17 protein-coding genes and 1 pseudogene are annotated in these 17,086 nt (G+C 31.7%); all 18 read left to right on the top strand.

The window, feature by feature from the left end; translation table 11 throughout:
- Nucleotides 1-141 precede the first annotated feature (141 nt).
- The 18 genes and pseudogenes from T473_RS0102220 to ppdK all read left to right on the top strand — a co-directional run bounded on the left by T473_RS0102220 (nucleotide 142) and on the right by ppdK (nucleotide 17,059).
- Complete coding sequence (locus tag T473_RS0102220; protein ID WP_024620434.1) at nucleotides 142-381, top strand: YabP/YqfC family sporulation protein; 240 nt, start codon at nucleotides 142-144, stop codon at nucleotides 379-381.
- 11 nt (nucleotides 382-392) lie between these two features.
- A complete protein-coding gene (locus T473_RS15980) occupies nucleotides 393-1,385 on the top strand; it encodes a sporulation protein YqfD (protein ID WP_242825835.1) in 993 nt (330 codons plus the stop codon).
- 14 nt (nucleotides 1,386-1,399) lie between these two features.
- The gene (locus T473_RS18985; RefSeq protein ID WP_242825834.1) at nucleotides 1,400-1,699 is read left to right on the top strand and encodes a hypothetical protein; all 300 of its coding nucleotides are present in this window, start codon (nucleotides 1,400-1,402) and stop codon (nucleotides 1,697-1,699) included.
- 95 nt (nucleotides 1,700-1,794) lie between these two features.
- Nucleotides 1,795-2,808 carry a PhoH family protein gene (locus T473_RS0102210; protein WP_024620433.1) on the top strand — a complete coding sequence of 338 codons (1,014 nt, stop codon included), beginning with the start codon at nucleotides 1,795-1,797 and terminating at the stop codon, nucleotides 2,806-2,808.
- A gap of 97 nt (nucleotides 2,809-2,905) precedes the next feature.
- Nucleotides 2,906-3,364 carry an rRNA maturation RNase YbeY gene (gene ybeY, locus T473_RS0102205; RefSeq protein ID WP_024620432.1) on the top strand — a complete coding sequence of 153 codons (459 nt, stop codon included), beginning with the start codon at nucleotides 2,906-2,908 and terminating at the stop codon, nucleotides 3,362-3,364.
- A gap of 4 nt (nucleotides 3,365-3,368) precedes the next feature.
- Nucleotides 3,369-4,088: a diacylglycerol kinase gene (locus T473_RS0102200; RefSeq protein ID WP_024620431.1), complete on the top strand. Its 720-nt coding sequence runs from the start codon at nucleotides 3,369-3,371 to the stop codon at nucleotides 4,086-4,088.
- Nucleotides 4,089-4,203: 115 nt separating this feature from the next.
- Complete coding sequence (locus T473_RS0102195; protein ID WP_024620430.1) at nucleotides 4,204-4,602, top strand: cytidine deaminase; 399 nt, start codon at nucleotides 4,204-4,206, stop codon at nucleotides 4,600-4,602.
- A 35-nt stretch (nucleotides 4,603-4,637) separates the two neighbouring features.
- Nucleotides 4,638-5,531: a GTPase Era gene (gene era, locus T473_RS0102190; RefSeq protein WP_024620429.1), complete on the top strand. Its 894-nt coding sequence runs from the start codon at nucleotides 4,638-4,640 to the stop codon at nucleotides 5,529-5,531.
- Between the two features lie 11 nt (nucleotides 5,532-5,542).
- A complete protein-coding gene (gene mgtE, locus T473_RS0102185) occupies nucleotides 5,543-6,928 on the top strand; it encodes a magnesium transporter (protein WP_024620428.1) in 1,386 nt (461 codons plus the stop codon).
- Between the two features lie 68 nt (nucleotides 6,929-6,996).
- Nucleotides 6,997-7,152, top strand: coding sequence for a YqzL family protein (locus T473_RS17595; protein ID WP_077065757.1), 156 nt, complete (start codon nucleotides 6,997-6,999; stop codon nucleotides 7,150-7,152).
- On the top strand, nucleotides 7,118-7,891 hold the full coding sequence (gene recO, locus T473_RS0102175) for a DNA repair protein RecO (protein WP_024620427.1): 774 nt from the start codon (nucleotides 7,118-7,120) through the stop codon (nucleotides 7,889-7,891). Before T473_RS17595 ends, recO begins: the two co-directional genes overlap by 35 nt.
- Nucleotides 7,881-8,480 carry a DUF4342 domain-containing protein gene (locus tag T473_RS0102170; RefSeq protein WP_161627529.1) on the top strand — a complete coding sequence of 200 codons (600 nt, stop codon included), beginning with the start codon at nucleotides 7,881-7,883 and terminating at the stop codon, nucleotides 8,478-8,480. The genes recO and T473_RS0102170 overlap by 11 nt, the downstream gene beginning before the upstream one ends.
- 151 nt (nucleotides 8,481-8,631) lie before the next feature.
- A pseudogene (gene glyQ, locus T473_RS19950) lies at nucleotides 8,632-9,509 on the top strand (glycine--tRNA ligase subunit alpha).
- A complete protein-coding gene (gene glyS, locus T473_RS0102160; protein WP_024620425.1) occupies nucleotides 9,509-11,575 on the top strand; it encodes a glycine--tRNA ligase subunit beta in 2,067 nt (688 codons plus the stop codon). The pseudogene glyQ and the gene glyS overlap by 1 nt, the downstream one beginning before the upstream one ends.
- Nucleotides 11,576-12,067: 492 nt before the next feature.
- Nucleotides 12,068-12,448 (top strand): hypothetical protein, encoded by a 381-nt coding sequence (locus T473_RS0102155; protein ID WP_024620424.1) that lies wholly within the window; start codon nucleotides 12,068-12,070, stop codon nucleotides 12,446-12,448.
- 427 nt (nucleotides 12,449-12,875) lie between these two features.
- Nucleotides 12,876-13,514 carry a helix-turn-helix transcriptional regulator gene (locus tag T473_RS0102150; RefSeq protein WP_024620423.1) on the top strand — a complete coding sequence of 213 codons (639 nt, stop codon included), beginning with the start codon at nucleotides 12,876-12,878 and terminating at the stop codon, nucleotides 13,512-13,514.
- A 6-nt stretch (nucleotides 13,515-13,520) separates the two neighbouring features.
- Entirely contained in the window at nucleotides 13,521-14,363 is an 843-nt protein-coding gene (locus T473_RS0102145) for a pyruvate, water dikinase regulatory protein (RefSeq protein WP_029791447.1), read from the top strand.
- Nucleotides 14,364-14,431: 68 nt separating this feature from the next.
- Nucleotides 14,432-17,059 carry a pyruvate, phosphate dikinase gene (gene ppdK / locus T473_RS0102140; protein ID WP_024620421.1) on the top strand — a complete coding sequence of 876 codons (2,628 nt, stop codon included), beginning with the start codon at nucleotides 14,432-14,434 and terminating at the stop codon, nucleotides 17,057-17,059.
- The last annotated feature ends 27 nt before the right edge of the window (nucleotides 17,060-17,086 follow it).

Raw genomic sequence — 17,086 nt, 5'->3', positions numbered from 1 at the left:
GAGAATTACCAGACGTTTGGCATTTTTTATTGCCTATTCTTTTAATGATAAGGAAATTGTTTTATAATTTTTGCTTATTAAATATTAAAATCATCATAATTAAAGGTTAAAATCATAAAATGTATTAAGGAGGTAATGCCGATGTTAGATATTTCAGCGGATTTACAAGTAAACCAACCGATAGTTACCATTACAGGAAGCACTTTTGTAAGTGTTGAAAATTACCTGTCTATAATAGAGTTTGAACAAAATTCAATAAAGATAAAGACTAAGATAAAAACTGTAAAAATTACAGGAGATAAGCTTTCACTAAAATTTATAACTGACACTGAGATTGGTATTAAGGGACTAATTTTCGGTGTTGAGTTAATCGATGATTAGGGGGGATAAAGTTGCTGAGTTACATAAGAGGTTACTACACAATTATTATAGAAGGGATAGGAATCGAACAGTTCTTAAATCACCTTAAAAGAAATGGAATTTGTGTATATAATGTAAAGAGGATAAAGAACACAAGTCTTGAATTTAAAGTGGATAGACGTGATTTAAAAGGTGTTAAGGAACTTTATAGAGGCAGTAATTTTGAAATTAAAATAAAACAAAAAACAGGTATTCCTTTTCTCGCAAAAAGAATTTATAAATATAAAGCTATGTGGATATGTGCTATTATTTCATTAGCTTTTCTGATGGGAACATCTCAGTTTGTAACAGATGTGTATATCCAAACTCCAGAAGGGATAAAAAAAGAGGAGCTGAGAAAGGAGTTTAGCAAAGCAGGGGTAAGACCCGGTGTATATAAAAAAAGTATAGACAGAAAAGAAGTAAGAGATACGATAATGTCAAAATTTGACGATGTAGCATATGTATCGATAAATGTTAAAGGGACAAATATATTTGTAACTGTAACGAAAAAGGCAGAGTCATTAAAGTCTACGGATGATTCAAATTATTGTAATATAATTGCATTAAAGAATGGTATAATAGAGAAAGTAATACCAAGAAGTGGTAGACAAATTGTACAAAAAGGAGACATAGTTCAAAAAGGGGCTGTGCTTCTTAATGGATCAAATAATCGTGCTATACCCGAAGTGTGGGCGAGTACTTTTTATGAATCGAAAAAAAGTGCTAATTACATAGATATTAAAAAAACTAAGACAGGTGAAAAAAAGAAAGTCCGTACTTATATGTTTTATGACAAAAAACTTACCTTCAGAAAAAAAATAAAATATAGAGATTATATTGTTGAAAACTCTGAGAAGAAATTATCAATTGGAAATTACACATTTCCTTTAAAGATAAGAACTAGTGTATTTTATGAAACTAAAGCTGTAAAGGTCAAAAAAACCAACAAGAACTTAAGAAAGAACTGTCAAAAAAAGCTCTAAAAGAGTTGGAGTATATGATCCCAGTATCAGCGAGAATCGTAGATGTTAAACACAGTTATAAAATAAATAAAAATATTTTGGAATATGTTATTACAGTTCAGACAAGTGAGAACATAGCTAAAGTTTATCCACTGAGTAAAGCAGAAGCTGAAAAACTCATAAAAGATCAGAGCAAACCAAAAGAAGGTGAAGAAGGTCAGGAAGAAATTCCTTCCAATCCAGAAAAAAGACCTATTAATGACATAAGAAATGAGTTTGAAGAGCAAGATAAAGAAAAGGATAAAAACAGCGATAATAAAGATGAGGAAAATTAAATCAGAGTTTTAAAAGAATTAAAATTCAGGTAATTAAATTTATGCTTTAATGAACATTATATTTTTAAATAAACTACTCGAGGAGGAATTGCTAGGTGATAATGCAGAAAAGTTTTGAAATTACGGATGCAAGATTTGAAAGAGAACTATTTGGCGATTTTGATGAAAATATTAAGTTAATTGAGAAAACTTTAAATATAGATTTAATACTTAGAGAGGGGAATCTGACTTTAAGAGGAGAAGAAAAAAATGTAGATTCAGCGATTAAGCTAATGAATGAGCTACATAAAACAGTGTCTAATAACAAAAAATTAGATAAACAAAGTGTAACTTATTCACTTTCTTTACTTCTTGAAGGAAGCGAAGGAAAACTAAAAGAACTAGAAGATACGATTGTTATAACTCAAAGCGGAAAATCTGTTCAGCCAAAAACGCTTGGACAAAAAGATTACATCAAGCTTATTGAAAATAATGATATAACTTTTGGAGTTGGTCCAGCTGGAACAGGAAAGACATATCTAGCGGTTTCTATGGCTGTTAAAGCGTTTAAAAGGGATGAAGTGAAAAGAATAATACTTACAAGACCTGCAGTTGAAGCTGGAGAGAGTCTAGGATTTTTACCAGGAGATTTAAAAGACAAAGTAGATCCTTATTTAAGACCACTTTACGACGCTTTGTTTGAAATGTTAGGATCAGAAAAATTTGCAAAGTATCAGGAGAGGGGAACAATAGAAGTAGCACCTCTTGCGTATATGAGAGGGAGGACTCTAGATAACTCGTTTATAATACTTGATGAGGCCCAAAATACTACACCTGAGCAGATGAAGATGTTTTTAACTAGACTTGGTTTTGGATCAAAGGCAGTAGTAACTGGAGATATAACTCAAATAGATTTACCTAATAAAAAGAAAAGTGGACTTCTCCAGGCAACTGATATACTTAAGGGTGTAAACGGAGTTGGTTCCATAATGCTTTCTGAAAAAGACGTTGTAAGACATGAGTTAGTTCAAAGGATAATAAGAGCTTACGATAAATTCGATAAAAAAGAAGAAGCCAAATTAGAGCAGAAGAAGGAAAAGGAAAGAGAAAAATTAACTAGAAGAAAGTAGTAAAATTGAAATACAGAGAATTAAATAAAAGTTATAATTATATAAAGTAAAAATACAATTATATAAACAATAGATTAACTAAAAAGCAGGTGTTTTAATGGAGATAATTTTAGAGAATAGACAAGATAAAATAAATTTAGAGGATGAACTTTTAGAAAAATTAAATGATATAATAATCGAATGCCTACATTATGAAGGTTATGACGATGATTACGATGTGAGTTTATCTTTTGTAGACAATAAAGAAATTAAAGAATTGAACAGTGAATTTAGAGGAATAGATAAGGAAACAGATGTACTTTCATTTCCTCTACTGGACGATGAATTTGATGTTGAGTTAGGAGAAGTTTCATTAGGAGATATTGTAGTATCGCTAGAAAAAGCGCTTGATCAAAGTATAGAGTATAACCACAGTATAGAAAGAGAAGTTTGTTTTTTAGTATGCCACAGTATGTTCCATTTACTTGGATACGATCATGATACAGAAGAAAATACGAAAGAGATGAGACATAAGGAAGAGCACATTCTTGGGAAATTAAATATAACGAGGGATTAATATTATGAAACCTGAAAATAAGAGACGAGGTTTAATAAAGGCATTTAACGATGCTATTGAAGGAATTCTTTATACTTTTAAATTTGAAAGAAATATGAAGATACACTACCTAGGTTCAGCGCTTGTACTTGTAGTAAGTTTATTTCTCAATCTATCTAGAATTGAGATGATAATGTTGCTATTTTCGATAAGTTTAGTTGTAGTAGCAGAAATGTTTAATACAGCAGTTGAAAAAACTATAGACTTAGTTACAGATGAATATCATGTTCTTGCAAAAATTGCTAAAGACGTTGCTGCAGGGGGAGTTTTAGTTGCAGCTCTAAATTCAGTGGTCGTAGGATATATACTGTTTTTTGATAAACTTACGGAGCTATCTGGTTTGTTTATTTTGAAGCTTAGAGAATCAGAACTTCACATAACATTAATATGTATACTGTTAGTGCTATTAGCTGTTGTTGTAGTAAAAGCACTTACGTCTTCAGGAACTCCTTTAAAAGGCGGTATGCCGAGTGGACATGCAGCTTTAGCTTTTGCTATAGCGACTGCAATTACTCTAATGACAGAACGAGTTGTAGCGTCTACACTTGCATATATAATGGCAGTGTTAGTTGCCCAGAGTAGGATAGAAGGAAAGATTCATAGTTTTTGGGAGACCTTTGCTGGAGCACTTCTTGGTTCACTAATCGCAATTTTGGTTTTCCAATTTGGCGTATTTTACAATTAGAGACTATTTTATATTAGTTAAAACAAAGTGAGACACTTATTTTTTAACTGTTATTATGGTATAATATTTAGTATTAAATAATTACTTATATTTTACTTTGATTGGAGGAAATGTTGTGGACAACAGAGATCTACTTAAGCTTGCAGAAAAAGCTAGAGAGTTTTCATATTCCCCGTATTCAAAATTTAGAGTAGGCGCTGCCTTACTTACAAAATCAGGTAAAGTCTACACAGGATGCAATATAGAGTGTGCGTCCTTTGGAGGGACAAACTGTGCGGAGAGGACAGCAGTATTTAAATCTATATCAGAAGGTGATCTTGATATAGAGAAAATCGCTATTGCCAGCGATAATTCAGAAAAAAACTTACCTACATACCCATGCGGTATATGTAGACAAGTTATATTAGAGTTTGGAACCGATATCAGCATAATCACTGGTTTTTCTAATGGGGATATAATTGAAGAAAAGATTGGAGATTTACTTCCAAACTATTTTTCGGGTGATGAATTTTAATATAGCTTAATTTAAAATTAGTTAGGAGATATTTGATGTTTAAATCAGGATTTGTCAGTATAGTAGGAAGAGCAAATGTTGGGAAGTCTACTTTGATGAATAATATAGTCGGAGAAAAGATCGCCATAATGAGTGATAAGCCTCAGACTACAAGAAACACAATTCAAGCAGTTTACACTGATGAGGAATCGCAGGTAGTATTTTTAGATACTCCAGGCATACACAAGCCTAAAAATAAATTAGGTGAGGTTATGGTTAAGGCCGCTTCAGATGCTTTAAAAAATGTAGATGTAATTTTATTTGTAGTAGATGATTCTAAAAGCATTGGTCCAGGTGATAGAAAAATAATAGAGGATTTGAGAGAATCAAAAACTCCTATTATATTGATTATAAATAAGATAGATAAGTTAGATCAAAAAGAGGAACTTTTCGACTTGATTGAAAAGTACAATAAAGAAGGTATATTTAAAGAAATTGTACCTTTATCAGCGCTTAAAGGTAAAAATATAGATTCTCTTATAAAGGCAATAAAAGTTTATATTGAGGAAGGTCCAAAATACTTCCCAGACGATATGATTACTGACCAGCCGGAGAGAGTACTTATATCTGAGCTTATCAGAGAAAAAGTACTACACTATATAAGCGATGAAGTTCCTCATGGTGTTGCAGTAGAAGTCGAGAGAATAAAAGGCAGAAAAGATAAAGACTTAGTAGATATTTCTGCTATAATCTACTGTGAGAGAGATTCTCACAAAGGGATAATAATAGGAAAAAACGGTAGAAAACTTAAAGGGATTGGAAAATCAGCAAGAGAAGATATGGAACTCCTTTTAGGCTCAAAAGTAAATCTTCAACTGTGGGTAAAAGTTAAAGAAAATTGGAGAAACTTGCAAAACTATATTAATAATTTTGGGTATAATGAAAAATAAAGGTGGGTTATATGGATAGGAAACAGGAAACTTCCGGAGATTTGTTATCTGAGGTAATTAGTTTGATAGACGCCAATAAGCTGTTAGAGCTTCGAGAACTTATAGAAGAATATCATATAATGGATATTTTAGACATAATCGAAAATCTAGATGAAGCGATGCAGATAAAGATGTTTGAGGTACTTCCTCTAGATATGGCAGCAGCAATTCTTGAAGAAAGCGATTCAGATTTTTTTATTAGTGTTCTTTCAAAGATTGACATAGAACACACTAAAAATATTCTAGAGCTTATGTCTCTTGGGGATATGGCTGGTATTTTGAATAAAATAGATGAAAAAGAACGCGAAAAGATAATAAATCTTTTAAGTGAAGAAGACGCAAAAGATGTAAAAGAGTTATTATTTTATGACGAGGATACTGCTGGCGGTACTATGACTACTGGTTATATAGCAGTAAATAAAGATATGACGGCACTTCAAGCTATAGATCACATGCGTGAAGAGGCAGAAGAAGCTGAGACTATTTACTATATTTATGTAGTCGACGATAAAGAAAAATTGGTTGGTGTACTTTCTCTTAGAGAACTTATTATAGCCAGAGACAAAAGTATTATTGGCGATTTGATGAGTGAAAATCTAGTATCTGTATACGTAGAGGAAGATCGAGAGGAAGCTGTTAGATTAGTTTCTAAGTATAATCTAGTTACTATCCCTGTAATTGATAGACAAGGAGTACTCAAGGGTATAATAACTGTAGATGATATTATAGATGTTATGGAAGAAGAAGCAACTGAAGATATGTACAAAATAGCTGGAAGTTCAGAGCATGAAAGAGGGCTTTCAGAAAATGAACATATTACTATAAAAGATCAAGTAATGTCGTCAATTAGAGGAAGAACTCCTTGGTTGATTATATCATTAATAGGTGGATTTATTTCAACGATGATACTTTACAATATCGGAGATGTTTTAAATCCTACATATGCACCACTTGTGTTTTTTATTCCGCTTGTAATAGGTATGGGTGGAAATACAGGAACACAATCGGCATCAGTAACAGTTATTAATATATCGTCCAACAAAGATTTGGACTACGGAAATGTCTTAAGAGAGTTTTTAGTCGGTCTTATGACTGGTTTAATTTGCAGTATAATCACAGGAATAGCGATATTTATGTTTACAAAAACATTTGGTATAACTTTTGTTGTATCGATAGCTGTATTTATAAATATGGCACTTGGTGCAACTTTAGGAGCATTGCTTCCTGTAATTTTAAATAAAATTGATGCAGATCCAACTACTATTTCAGCACCTATTATATCTACAGTACTTGATATTACTGGATTAGTAGTTTACTTTACAATAGCAACGATATTATTGTCAAAAATTGCTTTATAAATTTATGTATGAATTATCCTCTTCTTACTAAAAATAGAGATATAAAAGTAAGAAGGGGGTTTTTAAAAATGGACGATCTTTGTTGGGAAGTTTTTAAAATGACTGGAAGTATAGACGCATATTTATATATTAATGAGTACAATAATATATATGGAGAAAATGAATATATGAGGGAGACAAGTAAAGACGATGATAATTTTGAATACCCAGGGGATAGTACTTAGAGCTGTAAAATATAAAGAAAACGACCTAATACTTACATTATTCACTCGTAAATTAGGGAAAGTTTCTGCTATCGCTAAAGGGGCAAGAAGAAATAAAAGTTCTTTTCTATCGTCTTGTCAATTGTTTTCGTACAGTGACTTCATATTAAAAAAACAAGGTAACATGTATAGCGTTACGCAGAGTGACATTATCAAGAATTTTTACAATATATCCTACGATTTCGATGCATTCTCGTACGCAGCGTATATTATAAAGTTGGTAGAAAATTCGATTTATGAAAACCAAACCAACAATAGACTATTTACATTGTTAGCGCAGACTCTTTACTTATATACACAAGATAATGTAGATAAGCAGTATGTTACCTCTGCATTTGAACTAAAGTTTTTGGATTATGCCGGGGTAAAACCTGTTGTCGATAGGTGTATAAGTTGTTCGAAAAAAAATACTGAAAGTTATGTTTTTAATATTGAAGAAGGCGGTATTTTGTGCAATAATTGTAGTAATCATTTCACGCAAAATATCAAGTTGGATTTAACAACTGTAAAGCTTATGGAATATGTATTAAGTAATGATATTTTAAAATGTAGTAGAGCTAAAGTCTCTAAGTATATACTCAATGAGCTTGACAATGTATTAAAAATATATTTGCAAACTCATATAGGCAATATAAACATGAAGTCATTACACTTACTTAAAAGTGTACAAAATGATAAAGGAGTGGATAATAATGGATAATATAACTATTGAAAAAGTGGACGCTGTATTTGAGAGAATCCCAAGTGCTACTTATGCTGATGCTAAGGAATCGCTGATAAAATGTAATGGAGATGTTGTTGAAGCTGTAGTTTACCTTGAAAACCAAAAGAAAAATAAAGGTAAAAAAGCTAAAGAAACATTAGAAGATGTATTTGGTAAAGATGGAGAAGATATAAAGAATCAACTAAAAGATTTATTAAAGAAGAGCAGCGTTGTTAGAGTAATTGTTGAGAAAGACAATAAAGTTATGATGAACATTCCTTTAACTGTAGGAGTAGTAGGAGCTGCTTTAATACCAGTAATAACTTTAGTTGGACTATCTGCTGCAGTAATAACAAAATACCGCATAAAAGTTCAAAACGAAGAGAGCGGTGAAGTTGTAGATTTAGGTGAATTAAACGAAGAAAAGCTTCATGTGCTTAAAAATATGATAGTAAATACTGCAAAAGATGTTAAAGATGTAGTAGTTGACAAAAATAAAGATTCAAAAGATGATGATAAAGATATTACAGATGATCTTATGAAAGAGTTCGATAGCAAAAAAGAAAAAGATGAAGAAAACAAATAAAAAATATGATTTAAAACTAAAAATATTTCTCTGTCAATATTGACAAATTTTGTGTCATTTGATAACCTAAAAATTAGAGAAAGTTAGTTTTAGAAACTATTAGGGGCCTTTCGTGAAGACGAGAGGCTTTATTATTATAGGAGGAGTTTTTATGAATTTTCAAGATATGATACTAGCGTTGCAAAGATACTGGGCAAAGCAAGGATGTATCATGATGCAACCATATGATGTTGAAAAGGGTGCAGGAACAATGAATCCAAACACATTTTTGAGATCACTAGGTCCTGAGCCATGGAAGGTTTGTTATGTTGAGCCATCTAGAAGACCAGCAGACGGTAGATACGGCGAAAACCCAAATAGACTATATCAACATCATCAATTCCAAGTAATATTGAAACCATCTCCAGATAATATACAAGAGCTTTATTTGGAGAGTTTAAAAGAAATTGGTATAGACCTAACGAGCACGATATTAGATTTGTAGAGGACAACTGGGAAGCAGCAACAATGGGTGCATGGGGCCTTGGATGGGAAGTATGGTTAGATGGTATGGAAATCACTCAGTTCACATATTTCCAACAAGTTGGTAATGTTGAGTGTGAGCTAGAAACAGGTGAGATTACTTACGGTCTTGAAAGATTAGCTATGTACATCCAAGAAGTTGACAGTGTGTACGACATAAAATGGAATGACGAAATCACTTATGGAGAAGTATTTAGAAAAGCTGAATTTGAAAACTCCGTATATGCTTTTGAGAAATGTGATATAGACATGCTGTTTAATCTATTTGATACATACGAAAAAGAAGCGCTTAAACTAATGGATGAGGGGCTTGTAATGCCTTCTTACGACTATGTGCTTAAGTGTTCGCATGCTTTCAATACTCTAGATGCTAGAGGAGCTATAGGAGTCAGCCAGAGAGCTTCATTTATAGGTAGAGTAAGAAATATGGCAAAGACAATAGCAGTAACATATGTAAATCAAAGAGAAGAAATGGGATTCCCTCTTTTAAAGGAAGGTGACAAATAATGAATAATTACCTTTTATTTGAAATTGGTGTTGAAGAGATGCCAGCTAGATTTGTAGGAAATACATTATTTCAATTAAAGAGCAATCTTTCTAAATTATTTAATGAGAACAGAATAGCTTTTGAAGATATTAAAGCTTATGGAACTCCAAGAAGATTAACTTTAATAGTAAATGGTATAGAAGAAAAACAAAGCAACTTAGAAGAAGAAGTAAAAGGACCGTCTAAAAAGATAGCAATGGATGCAGATAATAATTTCACAAAGCCAGCACTAGGTTTTATGAAGAGCAAGGGTTTAAAACCTGAAGATATTTACTTTAAAGAAGTTGGTAAAGACGAGTATATGTTTGCTACAATCAGACAAAAAGGCGAGTCAAGTGAAGAAATAATAAAAGAGATACTTCCACAGACTATAAAATCTGTAGTATTCCCTAAGTCGATGCGTTGGGGAGGAAAAAATTTAAGATTTGTTAGACCGATAAGATGGTTAGTTACATTATTAAATGATAAAGTAGTTGAATTTGATATAGAAGGAATAGTTTCTTCGAATAAAACTAAAGGGCATAGATTCCTTGGACAAAGTGAAATAATAGTAAATTCATTAGAAGATTATTTAAATAAATTAGAAGAAAACTACGTTATATTAGACCAAGATAAGAGAAAAGATATTATAAAAGAACAATGTATTAAAGTTGCAGATAGTTTAAATGGAAATGTCGAATTAGACGAAGAATTACTTGAAGAAGTAACTCATTTAGTGGAATATCCAACAGCTTTCTATGGAGAGTTTGATAAAAATTATACAAAATTGCCAAAAGAAGTAGTTATAACTCCTATGAAGCAACATCAAAGATACTTCCCTGTTACAAAGGATGGAAAATTACTTCCAAACTTTATAGCAGTTAGAAATGGGAATGATTTTAGAATAGAAAACGTAAAAGAAGGAAATGAAAAAGTACTAGAAGCTAGACTTGCAGATGCATTATTCTTCTACAACGAAGATATAAAACACAATCTAGATGATTATGTTGAAAAATTAAAAGATGTTGTGTTCCAAGCGCAACTTGGATCTATATATGAAAAGACTTTAAGAATGGACAAGTTGAGTTTGGACATATTAGATTCACTTAATATGCCAGAAGAAAAAATACATGCATCAAGAGCTGCTAAACTTTCTAAAGCAGATTTGGTTACAGGAATGGTCGGAGAGTTTGATGAGCTTCAAGGATTTATTGGTAAAGAGTACGCTAAAGTATCTGGTGAAGTTGATGCAGTTTGTGAAGCTATATTTGAACACTATCTTCCAAGATTCTCAGGAGATATTCTTCCCCAAACTAATTCAGGGGTTGCAGTCTCAATAGCGGATAAACTTGATTCAATAGCTGGTTTCTTTGCAATAGGAATTCAGCCAACTGGATCACAAGATCCATATGCTTTAAGACGTCAAGCGTTAGGTGTACTTAGCATACTTATGGATAAAAAGATTGATGCAGATTTAAAAACTCTTATTGAGTGTGCATTAGATAATTATTATGAGATAGAATTTGATAGAACAGCAGTATGCGCTAGTATTATGAATTTCTTCAATGAGAGAGTTAGAATTTTATTTAAAGATATGGGTATTAGATACGATGTTGTAGATGCTGTTATAAGTTCTGATGTAAATGACATTTACGATATGTACTGTAGGGCTTTAGCGCTTAATAGCTGGCTAGATAGAGATGAACTAGTAGAAATGCTTACAGCTTTTAATAGGGTGTCTACATTAGCTCAGAAGGCTGAAGATGATGAAGTAGAGGAGTCTCTATTTAAAGAAGAGGCTGAAAAAAGATTATACAGTGAGTTTAAAAATGTAAAGACTAAGGTTGAAGAGTTCATCTCTGACAAGAAATACGAGGAAGCACTTGAGACTTTTGCATCTCTAAGACCTGCTGTTGACTCTATGTTTGATTCAGTAATGGTTATGGATAATGATGAGGCAGTAAAAAATAATAGATTAGGTTTACTTAAACAAATTTACGATACTATGCTAAAGATATGCGATTTATCTAAGATAGTATATAAGTAGATAGTTCTAATAGAATTTATCAATTATTAGATTTGGAGTTATGAGCAAATTTTAGGTGAAATTTTGTTTGATGACATATCAAATAAGTCGATAAGTTTTGTCTGATTTTAAATACTTATATTATAAAGGCAAGTCCATTAAGGACATGCCTTTTTTTATGCAATATATTAATTTAGTTAATAAAACTCTGTAATTAGAATGCGTCAGTAAAATATAAAGGTAAGAATATAAGATTACATAGTAAAAATTGGAAAGAAATTAATTTCATGTTTTAGTTGGTTGTTCACTTTATTAGTTATAGCAGCTTTTTGTGATATTTTGCAAATATTTTTAATGAATTTGGCGAGGCATGTAGTTATTTATTAGTGTTATATTAGTTATATTTAAATAATGGATTAGTTGTAAAATTTAGTATATAATTTATTATAGTTCTTAGAAATTGATTTATGGATTTAATAAACGGATTAAAAACAAATGTAGGGGAGAAATAAAATGTTGGTTATAAGAAAAAAAGTTATAAATGATTTAATAACTAAGAATGGTGAGTCTAATATGCTTGGGGCCTTTGCTGAAGCTAGAGATTTTACAATAATCGATAGACAAACAATACTTATGATAAATGATGATAAAATGATGTCTACTACTATAAGCAAATTATATAATGAAGTGAAAAAAGTGGAAGTATTTAATAGAAGTGACCTGAAATATATAAAGATTTCAAAATCTATTATGAGTACAAAACTTACTATTGAAACAGATACTTTTAAAGGTACATTTTTAATTAAACATAAGATATCTACTTTAGGAGAGATGCAAAAAGAATTTTTACATAAATTAGATTTATTCGCCAATATGTTTAATGAAGGTCAGTAATATAAGCATAAAATTTTATATCTGTTACACTATATATAAAATAAATTAATTATATATATAGTGTAACAGATATTATATGAATTTAATGAAAGAAAGTATACAGTCTAAAAATTATGGACTGTATTTTTTATAAATCAAAAAATAGTTTCTTTACAAATAACTAAATTAAAATACCTTTAAACACAATCGACAACAATATCATATATAATAATTGTATTTAGTGAGTTATAGATATACTTCATATTTATATTATTTACTTGAGTAAGACTATTATTCGATATATCTGTAATTAAAAATAGAAATTTTGCATATTTTTGACAAATAAATTTAATTATTAGTTAAATTACTATTTACAGAACAATATATTGAGTTATATAATATACTATATCAGGATTAAAAGTTATAAAGTATAGCACAATGAAAGAAGGTGAATCCTATTCAACTTAATGAGAGGCAACAAAAGATTATTGAAATTGTCAAAGAGAATGAGCCGATAACAAGTGAGAATATTGCCGCTACTTTAAATGTAACGAGAGCAACGCTTAGATCAGACTTGGCTATACTTACAATGACAGGCATATTAGATGCTAGACCTAAAGTAGGATATTTCTATACGGGTGTAAGCAAGATAAATTTACTTAGCAGTAATATAAAAGATAAAAAGGTGGAGGATATAATGAGCTTGCCTTCACTAGCTAAAAAAGATGAAAGTATTTACGATGTTATAGTTACAATGTTTTTATCTGATGTTGGTAGTATCGTCATAATAGATGAAGAAGAAAAAGTATGTGGAATAGTTTCTAGAAAAGACTTACTTAAAGCTACAATAGGTGGGGGAGATATTAATAAGATGCCAGTAGGTATGATAATGACGAGAACTCCTAACGTAGTCACTACAAATAAAGATGACAGTATTCTAACTGCAACTAAAAAAATAATACAACATGAAATTGATTCTATACCAGTGGTAGAAAGAAGTGGAAAAGACGGTCAGGATATGAAAGCTATTGGTAGAATATCAAAGACTAGTATTACAAGATTATTTTTAGAAATGATCGATAATTAGGGAGGAATGCCAGTGGAACACTTAATTATATATGTGCTCTCTGACTCAGTTGGAGAAACTGCACAACAAGTAGCTAAAGCAGCTATGTCACAGTTTTATGTTGATGAGACTTACGAGATAAGAAGATTTCCATACATATCAGATGAAAAGTTTTTAATTGAGACTCTACACAGTGCTAAAGAGGAAAATGCTCTTATAGTGTACACTTTAGTAGATGAAGGAATGTGTAAGGCTGTTGAAGATTATTGTGGGGCAGAAGGTTTAAGTTGTACAGATCTTATGAGTGGGCTTTTAAATTCAATAAGCGATAGAACTAATAGGAAGCCAAAGAGAGAAGCAGGAATAATAAGAAAATTAGATGAGTCTTACTTTAAAAGAGTAGAGGCTATTGAATTTGCTGTTAAATACGACGATGGAAAAGATCCTAGAGGAATATTAAAGGCAGACTTGGTTTTAGTGGGAATATCTAGAACTTCTAAAACACCGCTAAGTATGTACTTAGCTAACAAAAATATAAAAGTAGCTAATGTTCCTTTAGTTCCAGAAATACCTATTCCAAAGGAAGTATTTGAAATAGATACTAAAAAAATAATAGGTCTTACAAATTCACCAGAGAAATTAAATACTATAAGAACTGCAAGACTTAAAGCAATGGGGCTTTCAAGTAGGGCAAATTATGCAAACTTAGAGAGAATACTGCAGGAGTTGGACTATTCAGAAGAGACAATGAAAAGAGTTGGATGTCCAGTTATAAATGTTTCTAACAAAGCTATAGAAGAAACAGCAGGAATAATATTGGATATAATGAAAGAGAATGGTCTAAAAATATACAAAGAAATAGAAGTTTAAAAAGTTATCAATATCTAAAATAGATAATCAGTCATAAAACATTAATAAAAAATAATGGAGGCTTAAATATGGAGACGAAGTTTGTTTATGATTTTAATGAAGGCAATAAGGAAATGAAGTATTTACTAGGGGGAAAAGGATCTAACTTAGCAGAAATGACTAAAATAGGTTTACCAGTACCTCCAGGATTCACTATAACAACAGAGGCTTGTAATGACTACTATGCTAATGAAGAAAAAATAAAAGAAGATGTAATAAAAGAAATAGAATCTCACTTAGAAAAATTAGAAAAAGATTTAAATAAAACTTTAGGTAGTGACAAAAATCCACTTCTAGTTTCAGTTCGTTCTGGTGCAGTTTTCTCAATGCCAGGAATGATGGACACTATACTTAACTTAGGTCTAAACGACACAAGTGTTATAGGATTAGCTGAGTCTACTCAAAATGAGAGATTTGCATACGACAGTTACAGAAGATTTATCCAAATGTTTTCAGATGTTGCTATGGAAGTGCCAAAGTACAAATTTGATAATGTTTTAGACAGAGTAAAAGAAGATAAAGGATATTCACAAGATACAGATCTTACTACTGAAGACTTAAAAGGAATAGTGGAAGAGTATAAAGAAATATACAAAAAAGAAATCAAATCAGATTTCCCACAAAAACCTCAAGAGCAATTAATGCTTGCTATAGAAGCAGTATTTAAGTCTTGGAACAACAATCGTGCTATGGTATACCGTAGACTTCACGACATAGCTCATGATTTAGGAACTGCTGTAAATATACAATCAATGGTATTTGGTAATATGGGAGAAACTAGTGGTACAGGAGTTGCATTTACTAGAAACCCAGCTACAGGAGAAAATAAATTATTTGGTGAGTACTTAATAAATGCACAAGGTGAAGACGTTGTTGCAGGTATAAGAACTCCACAAAATATATCTACATTAAAAGATGTTATGCCAGAGGTATACAATAAATTTGTAGAGATAACTCATATACTTGAAGGTCACTACAAAGATATGCAAGATATAGAGTTTACAATAGAAAACGAAAGATTATTTATACTACAAACTAGAAATGGTAAGAGAACTGCTGAAGCGGCTATAAATATAGCAACTGATTTAGTTGATGCAGGAATAATAGATGATAAAGAAGCAATACTTAGAATTGAGCCTAACCAATTAGATCAACTTCTACACCCTAAATTTGAAGATAAAGCTTTAGCAGAAGCTAAGTCTTTAGCTAAAGGGTTACCAGCGTCTCCAGGTGCTGCAAGTGGTAGAGTATACTTCAATGCAGACGATGCAGTTGAAGCATCAGATAGAGGAGAAAAGGTAATATTAGTTAGACTTGAAACATCTCCAGAAGATATCGAAGGGATGATAAAAGCAGAAGGGATACTTACTGCTAGAGGGGGAATGACTTCTCATGCTGCAGTTGTTGCCAGAGGAATGGGTAAATGTTGTGTAGCTGGTTGTGGAGAGTTAAAAGTAGATGAAGCTAACAAAGAAGTTTCAGCTTCAGGAACAACTCTTAAAGAAGGAGATTATATCTCAATTGATGGATCTACTGGTAATGTATACGCAGGAGATATCAAGAAAACAAAAGTAGCTTTAACAGGAAACTTCGAGAGACTTATGAACTGGGTAGACAAATACAAGCAAATGGCTGTTAGAACTAATGCTGACAACCCAAGAGATGCTCGTTCAGCTATCGAGTTTGGAGCAGAAGGTATAGGTCTATGTAGAACGGAGCATATGTTCTTCGACGATGCTAGACTTCCGGCTGTTAGAGAAATGATACTTGCTGATTCTGTAGAGCAAAGAGAAAAAGCTCTTGCAAAAATACTTCCAATGCAAAGAGAAGACTTTATAGAACTATTTAAAGTTATGGATGGAAAACCAGTTAATATAAGACTATTGGATCCACCACTACATGAGTTCCTACCTCATGACGACGAAACTATAAACGAACTTGCAGCATCTATGGGAATAAGAGCAAGCGACATCAAGAAAAAAGTAGTTGATCTTGAAGAGTTCAACCCAATGCTTGGTCACAGAGGTTGTAGACTTGCAATAACTTACCCAGAAATATGTGTAATGCAAGCTAAAGCTATAATCCAAGGAGCTATAGAAGCTACTAAGGCTGGATGCAAAGTAAGCCCTGAGATAATGGTTCCATTAGTTGGAGAAGTTAACGAGTTAAAAATATTAAGAGAATTAATAGTAGAGACTGTTGAAGCTGTCTTAAAAGAAGAAAACTCTGATGTTAAATATACAGTTGGTACAATGATAGAGATACCAAGAGCTTGTTTAACAGCTGATGAAATAGCAGAAGTTGCTGATTTCTATAGTTTCGGAACAAATGACTTAACTCAAATGGCATTTGGATATTCAAGAGATGATGCTGGTAAGTTCTTAGGAGAGTATGTTGACAAAGGAATACTAGAAAAAGATCCATTCCAAGTACTAGACCAAAATGGTGTTGGTAAATTAGTAGATATGGGATGCAAATTAGGAAGAAGCGTTAAGCCTGACCTAAAACTAGGAATATGTGGAGAGCACGGTGGAGAGCCATCATCAGTACAATTCTGCTACGATGTAGGTCTTGACTACGTATCTTGTTCACCATTTAGAGTGCCAATAGCTAGACTTGCTTCAGCTCAAGCATCAATCAAAAATCCTAGAAAATAGTATTTACTTAGATTTTAATTTTTATTA

It is taken from the genome of Clostridioides mangenotii TR, assembly GCF_000498755.1.
GTDB lineage: Bacteria > Bacillota > Clostridia > Peptostreptococcales > Peptostreptococcaceae > Metaclostridioides > Metaclostridioides mangenotii_A.
This window is presented reverse-complemented; position numbering and strand designations above follow the sequence as displayed.